Origin of the sequence: Psychrobacter pulmonis (assembly GCF_904846465.1) — a bacterium.
GTDB classification, from domain to species: Bacteria; Pseudomonadota; Gammaproteobacteria; order Pseudomonadales; family Moraxellaceae; genus Psychrobacter; species Psychrobacter faecalis.
Genome location: NZ_CAJHAT010000002.1, coordinates 277093 through 294434 on the forward strand (window position 1 = coordinate 277093; position 17342 = coordinate 294434).

Consider the following 17342-nt stretch of genomic DNA (forward strand, 5'->3'; position numbering starts at 1 on the left):
TCATTTCTACTTTATATTATCCAAAAAAAGCCCCAACTCAGCAGTTGGGGCTTTTATAGTTTATGGGAAGGTTTTTCAAAACTGCGCTAGTCTTTATTTATATCAAGGCTATCAAGGTTGTCACCACTGGAGTCGGGTAAACGATTGGGGTCAAGCGCGCCTTTTTTGGTTTTTGGTGGGCTGCCATTACCATTGGTATTGCTAGAGGTTTTGGTTTTCGAAGTTGCTGTCGAATTATCCGACATGATACCTTTAGTTTTATGAGCATTGGTAACGTTAGTAGAATTAGCAGCAGTAGCATCAGGCTCTGTTGTTTGCACGTTATCTTTCTTAACAGTCGTGCTTGATACCTGAGTTTTATTAGGCGTATCAATAACGCTATTGGCCTGTTTGTCTTGTGCCTTTTCTGACTCGGAGGCTTCTGCTACATTGGCTTCTTTAGCAGTGGTTGCTGCAGTCTCTGACGTAGTTGTGTCATTACTGTCATCGGTAAGCTCTATTTCTTTACGCTTTTCAGGCGCTTTCGAGCTGGATTCAAAGCTGGCATCTGCCGCCGCGCGTGCCTGCTCTTGTTTTGCCGTTACATCGACCGCTTTTGGCTGCACTTCATCATCGACGACCAATGAAATCAGCTTACGATCACGCGGCACCACCCCATCGAAATTATCGGTAATCACGTGTAGCTTACCTTCTTTATCGACGGTATAAAGCGGCACGAATTGCTTATTATCGGCCTTATATTGCTCAAAGCTATAGCTGTCGGTGATGTTGGTGATTTTGATACGCGCTTTTTTCGACAGCATACTGGCAAGCTTGGCATAAGTCACATCTTTACCAAACAACCACTGCGAATGGAAGTTGCCTTGCTTATCATCGCGCTCGCTTTTGACTTTTTCATCACTGAATTTAAGGCGATAGATTTTACGCTCGCCAAACTCATGACGGTAATGAATTTCAGACAAGGTATTCATTTCCCTGTCAGTACTCATGGCAAACAGCCGCCCAATACCGATAAGGTCTAAATGATGGTCGGCATGGTCAGAGATGGGGTTGCCAAAGTAAGTACGCAGACCACTCATACGCGCGCGGGCAATATTGGTGTAGTTGTTGTGGGCGACGATGACATCAAATCCTTGGTCTTTTAAAGATGTTGCGACCAATAAGGCGATAGGGTTGGAGCCAACGACCAAGATACCATTGGTTTCAGGCTCGCGTACGCCCAAGAAATTACCAACCATTTTGGCGCCCAAACCTTGAATCATTACTGTGCCGATAATAACGAGGAAAACCAAAGGTACAAGCAGCTCAACGCCTTGAATATCATACTCTTGCAAGCGAATGGCAAAAAGCGACGAGATAGCGGCGGCAACGATACCGCGCGGCCCAATCCAGCTAATCATTAGCTTTTCATTGGTTTTTAGATTGGAGCCGATAGACGATGCCCATACCGATAACGGACGCGCGACAAACATCACAATCGCGAGTAGCACCAAACCTGCAAAGCCAACGCTTAATAAGCTTGCAAGCTCAACGCGAGCCGCAAGAATGATAAATAATACCGATACCAATAAAATGGTCAGCGATTCATTAAACTCTAAAATCGTCTCCCGCGGGAATTTTGGCCAGTTAGCCAGCGCCACGCCAAGGACGGTGACCGTTAATAAGCCGGACTCGTGCTCTAAATGGTTGGAGATAGAAAACAGGAGCAGTACAAAAGCTAAGGTAAAGACATTACGTAAAAACTCAGGAATCATATGGCGGCGCATTAAAAACGCCAATAACCACGCGCCCGCTAAGCCCATCGCCACTGCCAATACTACAATTTTGGCAAACAGTAAGATACTACTGGCTTCGCCGCCTGAAATGATATATTCATAGACCAAAACCACTGCAATCGCGCCGATAGGGTCAATGATGATACCTTCCCATTTCAAAATGTTAGAAATGGTTTTATTCGGACGCACGCTGCGCAGTAACGGCATAATGACCGTAGGGCCAGTCACACAAACCAGCGCACCAAATAGCAAAGCAATCAAAGGGTCGACATCAAACAACAGGTAAGTCGATAGCGCCACAATGACAATGGTAATAAGGACACCGACTGACACCAGCATCTGTACCACAGAGCCGTGCTGCTTAATCTCATCGAACTCTAAAGTCAGCGAGCCTTCAAATAAAATAATCGCCACGCCCAATGAGATAAACGGGAACATCAGCTCGCCGAGCACCAAGTCTGGGTCAAAAGCACCCAATATCGGGCCAACAATAATACCAATCAGTAATAAAAACAAAATGGACGGTTGCTTTAAATACCAAGCCAACCATTGGGCGGCAATACCAAGCCCAACCACGCCGGATAACAATAGGGCGGTATCCATAAATTAATCCTTTTATAATCTTGTCATATTTTATATCTATTCAGGCGCACTACCAGCGCTGCTAGCGTAAGCTGCAGCAAAAGTCGTCTAAATATAGTGTTGCAATATCTGTCACCGCTGAGCGCTAAATCTAGCGCTTGTTAATAAAAGCATCAACCACACTATAATCAAAGCACAAGTAATCAAAGCACAAGTAATCAAAGCACAAGTAATCAAAGCACAAGTGAGGTTGGCTATCAGTACGATATCGCCGTAAAGAAAAAAGCTTTTTAGATCCCTAAGCAGAATCTAAAAAGCAAAAGATGAAAAAATAAGCTGATGATCGCCAATTTGCTAAAATAACGACCTAAGAAAATTAACTTTTGTTTGCCATATAGATTATTTGGCTTGTTATCATAACATGGTTTTATTTGACGTATTCTAGAGCAATCTTTGCGCCACTTGATTCTCAGCTAAGAACGCTTATTAAAGGGGAGTAGTGCTGGTATGTTAGCAATAAGGCTATCTTTATGATAGAAAAGATAAAGTTTTATACCATAAGTCGAAAATGGACGGTAAACTAACAAGCATTCTTCTTTGTAAGTTTGCATTTCCCAAAGTTTATGCTGAACGCAGATAACAAAAGCAAGCGGTAAAATCTCTCAGCCAGCAATGCAAAGACCAATATAAAAATCAATTTTTAAATGTTAGCTTTAGAGGTTAGCGAATGAGTAAACTGAGCTATTATCAGCATAATATATAAATAAAACGCCTAAATTATTATTCATAACGGTCCTATTCAAACCGTTTATAACAATTATAAAGACCCATTATATGGAGGGTAACATGCCTAACAATATGTCTAAAACGTCGAATACAGCGAATACAGCCAATTTGAGCCGTTGGTTACAGCAGAGCGCGTTGGCCATAGCGGTAGCCACTACTATGGCGGCAGGTATCAACATCGCGACCGTGCCAACTGCACAAGCGGCCGTTACCACCGCAGATTTTTCGGGCTTGGTACAGCAAGTCACGCCAGCGGTCGCGCGAGTAAACGTCACCAAAACTGTCAGCGAGGCAGAGCTTGCTAAAGCCCAAACGGCGGAGCTATTGCGGAAGTTCTTTGGTGATCGCTTACATATTCCTGACCAAGCAGCGACGCCTGCGATTGAACATGCATATGGCACTGCATTTTTTGTCACCCGTGATGGTTATATGCTGACCAATCATCATGTGGTGGCAGGCGCGGACAAAATTACTGTGACGCTCAATGACAGAAGCGAGCTTGATGCCAAATTGGTTGGCAGTGATGAGCGCTCAGACGTGGCGGTGCTCAAGGTCACGGGGCGCCAATTCCCTGCCTTGCCAATCGGTGATTCTAATGCGCTAAAAGTAGGGGAGCCGGTATTAGCAATTGGCTCGCCCTTTGGTTTCGATTATTCAGCATCGGCAGGTATTGTAAGTGCCAAATCGCGCAATTTTTCCCGTGAAACCAGCGTACCCTTTATCCAAACTGATGTGGCATTAAACCCGGGTAACTCTGGCGGCCCATTATTTAATCAGCGCGGTGAAGTAATTGGTATTAACTCGCGTATTTTTAGTGGCACGGGCGGCTATATGGGTCTGTCATTCTCTATCCCGATTGATGCGGCGATGGATATTTATGAGCAGTTAAAAGATAACGGTGAAGTTGCGCGCGCCTATCTGGGTATTTTTCCGCAAGATATCGACCGGAATTTAGCCGAAGCTTATAATTTAGCGCGTCCGCAAGGGGCATTATTGACGCGCGTTTCACCAGACTCACCGGCGCAAAAAGCGGGGCTAAAGCCAGGCGATATTATTTTAAAATACAATGATGTCTTAATTATGGAAGCCTCCGATTTATTAAACCTGATTAATCGAGCGCGGCCTGACGATATCTTTCGCGTTCAGATTCAGCGTGACGGTAAACAAGCTATCATAACCGGCAAGCTTAGTAATGCTTCCAATGCTATGCAATCGCAAACCGGCGCACAGCAAGCCAACGGCATCAGCTTGGGACTGGCGCTGCGCAATTTAACGCCAGAGGAGCAAATAGAGCTGGCTGCTGATAATAAGACCGGCGTGCTGGTCACCGCTATTGAGCCGACGGGACTCGCGGCGCGCTCGGGTATACTGGCAGGCGACGTTATCACCAATTTGCACCAAAAACCGATTAAAACGGTCAATGATTTTTCTAGCGCCGTGGCATCATTGCCCGAAAAAGGCGTGGTGACGATTGAGATAGTGCGTCAGGGCATCCCAGGTATCATTGGTTTGCGCATTGAATAGCAAAGGATAGCGTGCGTGATTAGCAGCGTTATGAATCGGCTGTCTTTATTGACAGTAATACATATCGTCCGACCATTGCTATGTTGACGATTCGTTAAAATACCTAAAAAGGTTTCATCGCTGCTAACTAGTTACGCTACACTAAGCAATTGCACTACACTAACTATTTAGTTTTCAGGCTTATTTTTTAGGCTAAATAGAGTCGCGCTTAGCATTATAATAGATTGCTAATTTTTCGCTTTATAGAAGTGTTAAGCATGAATTGTTTGATAGCGATGAAGGCAAAATATGCTACACTAGCAGGCGTTTTTATGGCTTGCAGTCAATCAAGTGGCAGCAGCTAAATAGCGTTAATCACGTTAGTAAAATGAATACACAGTATGAACATCACGCAAGGTCTTGCCCTGACGTTATTTTACCAAACCAAACGTTCAGCTCTGTAGAGCGGATAGGCACACTTGCAAACGACTTATCATGTGATAGCTTTAATAAAAGCTAGGATATACAGGCACGGTTATGAGCACAGCATACGACGATATTAAAACCCGACTACAAGGCTCAATGGTAGCCTTGGTAACGCCCATGCATCCTGACGGCACGGTCGATTATAAACGTCTGGCAGACCTCATAGATTGGCAGATTGAGCAAGGTACGCATTGCTTGGTCGCTGTCGGTACCACTGGCGAGTCAGCGACTTTGTCCATGCAAGAGCACAGCGATGTGATTCGCTACTTTGTTCAGCATGTCAAAGGTCGCGTACCTGTGATTGCAGGCACTGGCGCCAACAATACGATGGAAGCCATTAAGCTAACCCAAGATGCCGCCGAAGCAGGTGCTGATTGTGCGTTATTGGTCGCCCCTTATTATAATAAACCGCCACAAGAGGGCTTGTTTCAGCATTATAAGGCCATCGCTGAAGCGGTAAAAATCCCGCAAATGCTTTATAACGTACCGGGACGTACCGTTGTAGATATCGCCCAAGAGACCGTTGAACGCCTCGCTGATATTGACAATATCGTTGCTATTAAAGACGCCACAGGTTCGGCCGTACGCGGTGAGCAACTGATCAGATCCGTTGGCGACAGAATGGTGGTGCTATCTGGTGATGATAGTACTGCTCTTGAGCTGATGCAGTTTGGCGGTAAAGGCAATATTTCGGTGACGGCTAACGTGGCACCAAAAGCTATGAGTGAGACTTTTAGCGCTGGCCTGCGTGGAGATTTTGATGCCGCTCATAAAGTTCATGACGTGGTCAAGCACTTACACCGTGACTTATTTATCGAATCAAGCCCTATTCCTGTTAAATATGCGCTGCATAAAATGGGCATGATAGATACCGGTATTCGTTTGCCGTTGGTATGGTTGGCTGAAAAGCACCATGCGACCATTGATGAAGCTCTAATCCGTGCAAATTTACTTTAGGTTTTTATAAATTTAATAAACATACCGCTTATAGTGGCTCTATAGGTTTCGACTATTAAGTAAAAAAGTTAGACATAGTAAAACTATAAACGCTTTGCCTACATACGCACCAAATAAGCAATAACTGCTAACTCAGAGAGATAATATGATGACAGTATCATCAAACCCTGCAAAAATATTCCCGATGCTAATGACCGTGGTTTTGGGTAGTACGTTAGTGTTGAGCGGCTGCCAAGCGACCAAAGGTCTGTTTGGTAAGCGCGATAATGGTAGCCTTGAGTATCAGCAAAGCAAAAAACTGGCACCATTAGAATTGCCAGCGGCGCAAGAAACAGCGCCATTTGTGCCGTTATACCCAACGCCTAATGCCGGTGCTAATACCTTGAAACTAGAAAATGAGTCAGGTAAACAATATCAGCTGCCAAGACCTCAGCGTACGGTTGCCGTGACCCAAGCAGCAGAATAAACCCCTTTTTCATCCTTATCTATACCGCTGGTCTTTTATTATGGTTAAGCATTTTATACCTTAATACAAAGCGCTTGGCGGTCACTGCGCGTTTTTACCACATAAGCTTGAACGAACAGGAACTCCCTCATGCAAAAGCAACAACTGCTCTATAAAGGCAAAGCCAAGTCTGTTTATGAAACAGAAGACCATGATCTGCTGATTTTACACTTCCGCGACGATACCTCCGCACTCGATGGTAAGCGTATCGAACAGCTTGCTCGTAAAGGCGTGGTGAATAACCGCTTTAACGCCTTTATCATGCAAAAACTGGCTGACGCTGGTATCGAAACCCATTTTGAAAAGCAGTTGTCAGACGATGAAGTGCTGGTCAAGCGTTTAGACATGATTCCGGTTGAATGCGTGGTGCGTAATTTTGCTGCGGGCAGTTTGGTACGTCGCCTAGGTTTAGAGGAAGGTCAAGCATTAACGCCGCCTACTTATGAGCTGTTTTATAAAGACGATGCGCTTGGCGATCCGATGGTCAATGAGTCCATCTCTATCTCGCTTGGTTGGGCGAACGAGGCTCAATTGGCGAAAATGAAAGAGCTCAGTCACCAAGTAAACGAAGTGCTAAAAGAGCTGTTTGATGCTGGCGATTTAATACTGGTAGATTTTAAACTTGAATTTGGCGTATTCCATGATCGTATCGTTCTAGGTGATGAGTTCTCGCCTGATGGCTGCCGTATCTGGGATAAAGCGACCAAGAAAAAGCTCGATAAAGACCGTTTCCGTCAATCATTGGGTGATGTGATTGAAGGCTATGAAGAAGTAGCAAAACGTATCGGTGTGCCGTTAAACTAGAAATATAAAATATTTAAAAAATAAAAAACTGAGCCATGCGCTCAGTTTTTTTATGGGGATAAGCATTTTAAAAACCGTTATGTTAAAGATTGCTATGTTATTTGTCTTTACGCGCTTCTTTAATTTTTTTAGCAGCCATTTCCATCGCATCGGCAGCTTTGTCTGCTAATGTGCCAACGACTTCTTTAGCTTTAGTGGTAGCAGTGTCCTTTAAAGAAGATTCTTTGTCTTCGCTAGATTTAGAGTCATCATCTTTACTATCTTTATCCTTCTTGTCAGAATCGTCACCATTTTTACTGTCGTTTTTAGCGTCTGATTGATCGTCTTTTTTGGCACCGCTATTGTTTTTATCAGACGATTTATCATTATCGCTATCTTTACTATCGTTCTTGTCCGACGTTTTATCATCTTTTTTGTCATTAGTATTGTCTTGATTAGATGACTTATCGTCTTTGCTGTCTTTACTCTGTGACTGACTATTTTGCTTGTCGTTCTTACTGTTATCGTCTGTCTTAGACTGACTATCTTTTGAGGCGTTATCTTTTGAGGCGTTGTCCTTTGAATCCTGATTTACGTCGTTTTGAGAAGCACTATTGTCGCTGTTATCTTTCATCGCTGCGTTTTTATTCGTATCTTTTTCGCTAGCATTTTTATTGCTATCGTTATGGTGCTGCTTATCATTGTTAGTATTAGAGTTAGTCATTGTTATATCCTTTTGATTGTATTTTTTAGTGTTGGATGTTTTTAGTTTTTTAACTGTAAAATTGATTGGCGAGTTTTAAGCTTACTATTAGAATGAGTTAACTGTCTGTATAGCAACAGTTGCAATAGGTAATAAGGTCTAACGTTTAGCCGCTTTGAGTGGTTTTTTATGCTAAATTTATATCGTCAATATAAACGCCGCTATAAAAAAGGTTATCTTTGATGTCATTATACAAATTGCCTTATATACAACCCTCCGTTTTAGAACCTAGCTGGTTTGTACGCCCGACCTGCGTGGTAGCGGCAGATTTAATTGGCAAAGTTTTATGTCGACAGCTAACCGATAGTGAAGGCAAGCAAAAAATCCTGCGTATGCGTATCTCAGAAACTGAAGCCTACATTGGAGAGGGTGATGCCGCCTGTCATGCGCACGCCGGTACTCGTACTGTGCGTACTGAGATTATGTATAGCCAAGGCGGCGTGTTTTACGTTTATCTGACTTATGGTATCCATCATATGCTCAATTTGGTCAGTGGGCCGGCAGAGTCACCAGAAGCGGTGTTGATACGGGCAGGCTTTTTCACAGAGGATAGTGAGCGCTTGTTTGACGAGCAATTACTGAGTGCAGATAAGCCATTAAGTCCTCTAAAAGAAATGAAACAATTGGCCGGTCCCGGCAAGTTGACCAAACATTTGCGAATCGACCGTGAATTATATGGCAAAATTATTACGCCGGCATCAGGGGTTTGGATTGAAGACGATGGCTGTCAGCCGCCAATATCACTGCGTCCACGGATTGGGATTGATTATGCAGGCGAGGCAAAAGATTGGTTATTGCGCTATATCTGGACTGACCATCCTTCATTGTCTAAAAAATAGTAAGTTTATAGCTGATAGTAATTTTTCTAAATAGGCTCAAAGGAAGTAATCTATGTATAAATTAACCGTTTTTATTCCAGATTCGGCGTTAGAACCAGTAAAGTCTGCCTTGTTTGTAGCGGGTGCTGGCAAGATTGGCAATTATGAACAATGCTGCTGGCAAGTGCAGGGGAGCGGACAGTTTATGCCACTGGCAGGCAGTCAGCCAAATATTGGGGCGCAAGATAAACTTGAAACCGTTGATGAGTGGCGAGTAGAGATGGTCGTTGCTACTGCTCGTATTAAAGCAGTTATCGAGGCATTAAAGCAGGAGCATCCTTATGAGACGCCTGCTTATGATGTGATTGAGGTGTTAGACTTTTAACACCTGTTGTCAATCTTTTTTGATTTTAATCACGTTATAGCTCGGATAGCCAAGCTCGATTTTATAGTCTTCACTGCCGCGTCGGGCTTTTACTTTTATTTTACTGTCGCCTTTTTTGTATTTGACGTCTTTGACCCGATAACCCATATTGCTGACCTGATTGGCCACGCGCTGCTCGATAGCAGGCTGATAAAGCTCTTTATCAATAGACTTGATGGTTTTCTTGTGTTTCTTATAGATTTTAGTATCTTTGTAAATGTCTTCATAAAGGTCACCATAAGCATTGTAGCCGGGCGCGGTGACGCAGCCAGTCGTTAAGGACAGTAACGCGGCAATCATACTGCTCGCCGCCGTGGTTTTTAATAACGTATATTTTTTCATAATATTCTCTCATGCTATGCTATTAAAGGTATTGGTAGCTCGTCTATATAAGCAAGGTTCTATGCTAAAAACGACACAATAAAAAAATGGTCAACTAAACCAAGGGCTGGCTTATTTGACCAAGGGCATCAAGTCATCAACGATGCCAAAATCTTATCTGTACGTACAAGGCGTGTTCTTAATTGAATCGTACTCATCTAAAATAGCTAAATTTTGTCAAACGTCGTCAAATAACGAGAGCACAGACCCAAAAACCCAAACGCCTAGCCATTAGGCGCTATGCGCTATTTCTATAAATTGTTGAGAGGTTAAGTTACTTGTAGCGATAATGGTTATTATTATAGCGACCATTATTGTTGTAGCGGCTATTATCTTTTTTATGCTTACCGTTTTTATTTTTGTGATGACCGTTTTTATTCTTATGTTTGCCTTTTTTGCTATCGTGGTGAGCATGATTGACTTTATGGCCGCCATTATTATAACGACCATTATTGTTATACTTGCCGTTACCCTGATACGGACCGTTTGGGTAATAAACTCTTTGACCATCATGTCTTGGCGTGACGGTACAACCAAAGGTAGTGCCCAATAAAGCAAGCACAATACCAGCAGAAAAAGCGGTTTTTAAAGTTGAGAAGCTTAATATCTTCATAATAAATATTCCTATTATCTTATTAATTCCTATTACTTATCAGTAATGTGGCGATTACTGGTATTTAATTACTGATCTTAATGTTGCACTACCACAATAACGTTGCATAAGAAAAGCTAACGTATAAAAATGGACTGTTTAAAGATTAGTCTTTTTTAATCTTAATCACATTCAAGTTTGGATAGTCAAGAAAAATCTCATATTCTTGTGAGCCGCGTTTGGCTTCAATCTCGAACACACCGCGGCCGTTCTTTTCATCGAGTTCTACATCTTTAACGCTATAGCCCATTGACTTTACTTTATTGACAGCCCGCTGCTTAATCGCTGGGTAACGAGAATCTCGTTTGATACTGTTTTCGATATCATCGTCTTTATAGCGCTTATTGTTTTTATATTTGCCATGATTTTTATACTTGTCTTTTTTATAATCATCTTTGTCGTAACGGTCTTTATCGTTTCTATCATCTTGCCAAACATTAGAAGAACCTCTTTTGTTTGAGCTGATGAGTCTTAAGTCTGGATAGCTATATTTAAGCTCGTAGGTTTGATTGTTCTTTCTAGCGATGGCAGTAATAGCATGGTTGCCACGATAGTTATCAGAGCGGATGTCCATGACTTGATAGCCTTGACGGCGTAGATTATTGCTTAGAGTCTGGCTAACGCGTTTATAGTCAGCATTGCCGTAATCGCTGTTACCACCATATATTGGGTAATTTCCATAACCTGGATCAACAACGGCACAACCAGCCACCGTTCCTAACAAAGTCAGCGCTAAACCAGCAGATATTGCGGTCCTAAATGAGAAAGCGGATAGAGTTTTCACAATAAAATCTCCTTTGGAGTACTGATGATGTGAATAAGGAACGATTATTTAACAGGGATACTTTTAACAATAGGTGATTGGTAGCTTATAAGCCTGCAAAGCCAATATTTGTTTCTCAATATTGAAATATTTTCTTACATACACATAGTAAGACTTAAAAATCATCTTTCCATGTCTTTGATGTTAATAAGTTGTAAATTTTGCAAATAGTTGCGTAAACATTCGACACTTTAGGTGACTAGGGCGTTTCTAAATTTGTTCAATATCGCTAACACTTTTAATGACTAATATAGGGAGTACGAAACAATTAAAGATATACGTAAAGATTATTTCAAATTTATCAATAACTTAGATTGAGATATTGGCTATCTTAAAATCGACGTAAGCATATGCTTACATGCAATGACGCTTACGCGACTTAACACGTGATGCATAATTTGACACTATACACACACGGCATAAGGGAATGTGACTCAAGGATTGAGTTAACCGTATTAAGGATAATAGTTCAATCGCTAGCATCAGGATGATAAAGGCAATTGGAATAAGGACACATGACCCGTGCTGCAGGCATCTAATGCCAGTAGTAGTCAGAACAAATGGGCAGGATGCCCGGCTATCACAATATACTCAATATCTTGCAAGGATGCAGCGATTAGAGTGGTGATGGGTAACAAGGATGGTTAACAATAAAACCGCATAACAATTAATTGCTATGCGGTTTTATCGTGTCTGGGTGTTAAGAATTCTCCATTCAGATTTTCTCAGAACGTGTATTCCTTAGAAAACTTTTATCATACCCGTTATCCCAAATGATAACGACCTCATATTTTTATCGTTAAAATCTATAAGCCAATATGATGAGTAGTTACTTATAGACAATAAAAAAGCATAGACGATAAAAAAGGCCACATTAAATCAATGTGACCTTTCTCAATAAATAGCTTATAAAAATCTATATGTAAGAAAATTCTTATAAGACAAATTAGTATTTGTTTTCAACGCGCCATGCATCTACTTCGCGCTCAGCGTCATCTTTACTGTGACCATAACGCTCTTGGACTTTACCCACGAGCTTATCACGGCTACCTTCGATATGTAGTAAATCATCATCAGTTAGGTCAGCCCACTTCTGCTTGACCGTACCCTTCATCTGTTTCCAATCACCTTTTAGCGTATGTTCGTTCATTATTATAATCCTTATTTTAGTTATCAAAACTTTACGGTAAATAGTTTAAAAATTCTAACGCTATAAACCGTAAAGTGCTTTAGGAGCAAGTTATTATTTATGATTTATGATTGTTCTTATTTATCTCGTACTGTTTTAAGTACTTTACAGCTAGCCCGTGGCCAACTTGTGATACCAATATATAAATGTTAGACCGCCGTGTCTGTATGAGCAATGTTTGTAGTGTTGCTTAATTATGGTCATTGCTCTTGCTATGTTATGGAGGGCATAGTTGTGTAATAGACAGGGTACTTTGTCAGAGCGATACGTAAAGAAAACCAGCAGCCAAATCTCTACCTATATAGTGCTTTGTCCTTTTTTATGTCTTTATCAATCCTAATTCTAAAACTATTAATGGAAAATCTAATCTTTTACGCCCCTGATTATAGACTTGTTATTTAAATAACTATAAGCTTATAGCTGAAATCATAAGCCTTAGACAATTAGGACAGAATAACAGTGAGTCCACTTAATACCGTAAACGCGACAAGATTAGATACGAAGCGTGAGCTGGCAAAAGCCAAAACCCATCGTGCCTTATTAAAAAGTGCGTTGCAGCTTTATAGCTTGGAAGGCGCTTGCGGCATGAGTATGAACAAAATCGCTAAAGGGGCGGGAATCGCTCAGCCAAGTTTTTATAATCATTTTGACAGCGTAGAAACGCTACAAAGTGAATTGAGTAGGCAATTAAAAGACAATTATTTATCACCGATGCGTAAGGCGTGGGCAGATATGCTTGGAGATTATCCAACGCTGTCTAGAGCGGCGTTCAATCAGCGCTGTCAGCATTGCTTGACACTGATTTTTACAGCCGCCTTTCAAAATATTAGGTTGTTCCAACGGTTACTCGAAGACAGTCTGCGCTTTGATTTGCGAGTAGAAGATAAAGGTTTGGGAAGTTTGTTTACCGACATACGCGAGGAATGGACAAAAATATTTATCCAAGGATTGCAGTCAGCCAAGTGTTCTTTTGAGACGTTTGAAGTTTATCTCTGCGTTGATAGTGCGAGCGCGCAAGTTCATGAGTTGATATTAGGCTGTCATCAAGGACGTTATTCACAGCAGCAAGCCATTGCCATACTGTGCAAAAACTTTGATGGGCTTTTTGGCGGATTTTTTATCAATAATGAGCAAGTAATAAGTAGCTAGTGAGCAAATTAGTGCTGAGCTCGCAAAATTTTTAAGACTTACGAATCGATTGATACCATAAAACCATCAAACCATAAAACGGAATTTAGTTAGCGAAAGCGATAGTAAAACATCACAGGGAGCGTGGCCATGAGCAGTAAACAAACCAAGACGAATGAGCAAACACATTTTAGAACCTGCAATCTGTGCGAGGCGATGTGCGGTATTGAAATAAAGCACGATGGAGCAAAGGTATTATCGATTAAAGGTGATAAAAATGACCCATTTTCTAAAGGTTATATTTGCCCAAAAGCAACTGCCTTACAAGATTTACATGAAGACCCAGATCGCCTGCGTCATCCCATCGAGAGGACGGCTAACGGTTGGAAAACAGTCAGCTGGGATGAGGCGCTTGATAAAGTAGCTGCTGGCATACAGTCAGTACAAGAGAAACACGGCCAAAATGCTTTCGGTGTTTATTTAGGCAATCCTAACGTGCATAATTTGGGCGGCATGCTGACCATTAAGCATCTATTAAGCAGTATCAAGACCCGCAGTCGTTTTTCTGCAACCTCGGTCGATCAATTACCGCACCATATCGTCAGCATGCACCTGTTTGGGCATATGCTGCGTATCCCCGTGCCTGACGTCAATCGCACCCAATATATGCTCATCATTGGTGGCAATCCGCTGGCATCTAACGGCAGTATTATGACCGCGCCAAATATGCGCCAAAAGCTCAAAGACATCAAAGCCCGCAATGGCAAAGTAGTAGTGATTGATCCACGCCGTACCGAAACTGCTGACATTGCAAGCGAGCATCATTTTATCCGTCCAGCAACCGATGTTTTATTTTTGCTTGCTATGCTCAATGAAATCTATGACCAAGGTTACGCGGACAAAGCACGGACTAATAATAGAGCGGCGGCGCTTGCGCCAGAGATTGCGCGCTTGGCAGATTTCGCTAAAGACTATAGCGCAGAGTTAGTTGCTGATATTACCGGTATTGCGGCAGATGAGATTAAACGACTGGTTAAAGAGTTTTGCGAAGCCGAAAGCGCCGTCTGCTATGGGCGCATGGGCGTATCGGTGCAGGAATTTGGCTTATTAAGCCAGTATTTGATTATGGTGATTAATATCGTCACCGGACGTTTGGATGAAGTAGGCGGCCTCATGTTCCCCAATCCTGCGCTTGATGTGGTCAATAACTCCGGCCCAGGTTATTTAGGCAAACGTCATAGCCGCGTGAGTAATTTGCCTGATTTCAATGGTGATTATCCTGTCGTAGCGATGGGTGACGAGATGCTGGTAACAGGCGAGGGTCAATTAAAAGGCTTTATGACCGTTGCAGGCAACCCTGTCCTCAGTACGCCAAATGGTGAAAAGTTAGATAAAGCCTTTGCCAATTTGGACTTTATGGTCGCAATTGATTACTTTGTCACAGAAACCAGCCGGCATGCCAATATTATCTTGCCACCCGTCTCGCCGCTAGAGCGTGACCATTATGACGTTACCTTTAATAATTTTGCCGTACATAACGTCGCTAAATACTCTCCAGCATTGTTTGCTAAGAAAAAAAGTGCCAAACATGATTGGCAAATCTATTTGGAATTAGCAAAACGCCTCGATAAAAAAGCGCCGCTTACGACCAAAATTGAGCGCCGATTGGTTAAGACTTTAGGACCAAAATTTTTGCTTGATCAAGGCTTGAGACGTGGACCTTATGCTGGCATGAATCTAAATAAACTCAAGAAAAAGCCACATGGACTGGATTTAGGCACGCTCAAAAGAATGCTACCGCAAGCAATAAAGCATAAAGATAAGCAAATTCATCTTAATATCGATTTTTATCAAGCCGATTTAGCGCGCGTGCAAACGATGATGCAGGATTATGATGACAAACAGATTTTACTTATCGGTCGTCGTCATGTACGCAGTAACAATTCATGGCTGCATAATAGCTATCGCTTGGTCAAAGGCAAGCCACGCTGTACGCTGATGCTGCATCCTGAAACAGCGAAAGAATATGGTATTAAGGATGGACAGGAAGTAAAAGTGACCTCGCGTGTTGGTAGTGTGACGATCGTAGCAGAAGTCACCGATGAGCTAATGCCTGGCGTAGTCAGTATTCCTCATGGTTGGGGTCATGGTCGTAAAGGCGTGCGGCAAAAGATTGCGCAAGCGCATGCCGGTGTCAGTGTTAATGACTTGACCGACGATACCTTAATCGATCAGCTAAGTGGTAATGCCGCGGTCAATGGCGTACCTGTACAATTAGAAGCAATCGAGCCAGAAGAGGTTGATTTGGAAACTGTTGATACTGAGGTTAATGCTGATATTAAATCAGGAAGCGCTGCATAAAATAGCTCTAAAATAAAAGTCTTTAATTTAAAAAGGCACTTAAAAAAGTGCCTTCTTTACGTTTTTAATTTTAAGTTCCTAAACCTATAAAATCAAAGTCTACTTGCGGTGTCTCGCCTTGTATCAATAAACAGATCGCCTTTGCCGAACCACAAGCATGGGTCCAGCCAAGCGTGCCATGACCGGTATTTAGCCATAAATTATCAAAGCTGGCGTTTGTATTGACACTACCATGACGGACTTGACCATGATGCGCGCGTCCTATTAACGGCACATTTGATGGTGTCATTGGGCGCAGTCCTGTCCAATATTGCACAGAATTGGCAATGATACCTTTGGGAAATAACTGCTGTACGCGACGGGTAATGGCTGCACAGCGGGTGCTATTTAAGTCCATATTATAGCCGTTAAACTCTGCCGTTCCTGCGACGCGTAATTTATCGCCAAGGCGTGAGGTTACCAGCTTAAACTCATCATCAATGAGACTAACGAAAGGTGCTAAATGCGGCGCACGCGGATTGATTTGATAAGTAGCCGAGTAACCTTTGGCAGGGAAAATTGGCAGGTGAATATTAAGTGGCTTCATCAGCGATACGCTATAGCTGCCAAGTGCCAGTACATAATCGTCAGCGCTAAAAGTCTGTGCGTTTTCGCCCTTGGGACGAATGGTCATACTATGCACGTGCGGGTGAGCAGAATGGGCGTCAGTATTTAACGCCAAAATGTCGGTATCGTATAAAAATTTCACGCCAGCATCGATGCAGCGCTGCGCCAAACGCTGGGTAAATAAATGCGCATTACCCGATTCGTCACGGCTGGTGTAAGTGGCGCCTTTGAGCTTATGAGCAATAGGGTAAAGCGCAGGCTCAAGGCTAATAGCATTATTAATATCAATCACATAGCGCTCACAGCCGAGCTCTTGCATACGCTCGGTTGGCGCGATGGCAGCATCAAATTCCGCTTGGTTGGTATAAAAATGCATGATACCGCGCGTTTGCTGCTCATAATCAATACCAATATCAGCACGCAGCTGCTGCAATGCTTCGCGTGAGTACAAGCCCAAACGCACCATCTGTACCAAATTGGCATCGGCTTGTTCTGCGCGGCATTCTTGTAAAAACTGCATTGCCCATTTCAACTGCGCTTTATCAGCTCGCAAGCGGTAGAGCAGCGGTGCATCTTCACGAAACAACCATTTAAGCGCTTTCATCGGCGTGCTCGGATTCGCCCACGGGGTTGCGTGCGAGACGGATATCTGCCCACCATTGGCAAATGAGGTTTGCATGCCAGCAGCAGTTTCGCGCTCAATGACGGTCACATCGTAGCCTGCTTGCCGAAGATACCAAGCGCTGGTCACGCCCACCACACCTGCTCCGAGTACCGCAATATGGGTCATAAATTGCTCTGCTGCATTTTAGTAAAAGTA

15 protein-coding genes are annotated in these 17342 nt (G+C 42.7%); 8 read left to right on the forward strand and 7 right to left on the reverse strand.

Annotated elements, in window-relative coordinates:
- Positions 1–86 precede the first annotated feature (86 nt).
- A complete protein-coding gene (locus JMX70_RS04900) occupies positions 87–2378 on the reverse strand; it encodes a cation:proton antiporter (RefSeq protein ID WP_201590083.1) in 2292 nt (763 codons plus the stop codon).
- A gap of 825 nt (positions 2379–3203) precedes the next feature.
- On the opposite strand from JMX70_RS04900, the gene JMX70_RS04905 reads away from it, so the two are divergent.
- The 4 genes from JMX70_RS04905 to purC all read left to right on the forward strand — a co-directional run bounded on the left by JMX70_RS04905 (position 3204) and on the right by purC (position 7398).
- Positions 3204–4667 carry a Do family serine endopeptidase gene (locus JMX70_RS04905; protein WP_201590086.1) on the forward strand — a complete coding sequence of 488 codons (1464 nt, stop codon included), beginning with the start codon at positions 3204–3206 and terminating at the stop codon, positions 4665–4667.
- A gap of 516 nt (positions 4668–5183) precedes the next feature.
- A complete protein-coding gene (dapA, locus tag JMX70_RS04910) occupies positions 5184–6089 on the forward strand; it encodes a 4-hydroxy-tetrahydrodipicolinate synthase (protein WP_068405840.1) in 906 nt (301 codons plus the stop codon).
- Between the two features lie 145 nt (positions 6090–6234).
- A complete protein-coding gene (locus tag JMX70_RS04915) occupies positions 6235–6555 on the forward strand; it encodes a hypothetical protein (RefSeq protein ID WP_225211718.1) in 321 nt (106 codons plus the stop codon).
- Positions 6556–6684: 129 nt separating this feature from the next.
- Positions 6685–7398: a phosphoribosylaminoimidazolesuccinocarboxamide synthase gene (purC, locus tag JMX70_RS04920; protein ID WP_144296786.1), complete on the forward strand. Its 714-nt coding sequence runs from the start codon at positions 6685–6687 to the stop codon at positions 7396–7398.
- 97 nt (positions 7399–7495) lie between these two features.
- Here the strand turns inward: purC and JMX70_RS04925 are convergent, their stop codons facing one another.
- Entirely contained in the window at positions 7496–8101 is a 606-nt protein-coding gene (locus tag JMX70_RS04925; protein WP_201590088.1) for a hypothetical protein, read from the reverse strand.
- Between the two features lie 221 nt (positions 8102–8322).
- Here JMX70_RS04925 and JMX70_RS04930 point away from each other — a divergent pair, with 221 nt between their 5' ends.
- Both JMX70_RS04930 and cutA read left to right on the forward strand, forming a co-directional pair.
- Positions 8323–8979, forward strand: a complete 657-nt coding sequence (locus JMX70_RS04930; protein ID WP_201590089.1) for a DNA-3-methyladenine glycosylase — start codon at positions 8323–8325, stop codon at positions 8977–8979.
- A gap of 52 nt (positions 8980–9031) precedes the next feature.
- Entirely contained in the window at positions 9032–9343 is a 312-nt protein-coding gene (gene cutA / locus JMX70_RS04935) for a divalent cation tolerance protein CutA (protein ID WP_201590091.1), read from the forward strand.
- 9 nt (positions 9344–9352) lie between these two features.
- Here cutA and JMX70_RS04940 read toward each other — a convergent pair whose 3' ends face one another.
- The 4 genes from JMX70_RS04940 to JMX70_RS04955 form a co-directional block, all read right to left on the reverse strand.
- On the reverse strand, positions 9353–9724 hold the full coding sequence (locus JMX70_RS04940; protein ID WP_201590093.1) for a hypothetical protein: 372 nt from the start codon (positions 9722–9724) through the stop codon (positions 9353–9355).
- Positions 9725–10037: 313 nt separating this feature from the next.
- Positions 10038–10376, reverse strand: a complete 339-nt coding sequence (locus JMX70_RS04945; protein WP_191692287.1) for a hypothetical protein — start codon at positions 10374–10376, stop codon at positions 10038–10040.
- A gap of 145 nt (positions 10377–10521) precedes the next feature.
- Positions 10522–11199: a PepSY domain-containing protein gene (locus JMX70_RS04950; RefSeq protein ID WP_201590095.1), complete on the reverse strand. Its 678-nt coding sequence runs from the start codon at positions 11197–11199 to the stop codon at positions 10522–10524.
- 985 nt (positions 11200–12184) lie between these two features.
- A complete protein-coding gene (locus JMX70_RS04955; protein ID WP_068405819.1) occupies positions 12185–12388 on the reverse strand; it encodes a CsbD family protein in 204 nt (67 codons plus the stop codon).
- Positions 12389–12886: 498 nt separating this feature from the next.
- On the opposite strand from JMX70_RS04955, the gene JMX70_RS04960 reads away from it, so the two are divergent.
- Positions 12887–13576, forward strand: a complete 690-nt coding sequence (locus JMX70_RS04960; protein WP_201590098.1) for a TetR/AcrR family transcriptional regulator — start codon at positions 12887–12889, stop codon at positions 13574–13576.
- A gap of 129 nt (positions 13577–13705) precedes the next feature.
- Entirely contained in the window at positions 13706–15916 is a 2211-nt protein-coding gene (locus JMX70_RS04965; RefSeq protein ID WP_201590101.1) for a molybdopterin oxidoreductase family protein, read from the forward strand.
- A gap of 70 nt (positions 15917–15986) precedes the next feature.
- Here JMX70_RS04965 and JMX70_RS04970 read toward each other — a convergent pair whose 3' ends face one another.
- A complete protein-coding gene (locus tag JMX70_RS04970; protein WP_201590105.1) occupies positions 15987–17312 on the reverse strand; it encodes a D-amino acid dehydrogenase in 1326 nt (441 codons plus the stop codon).
- Positions 17313–17342: the final 30 nt, after the last annotated feature.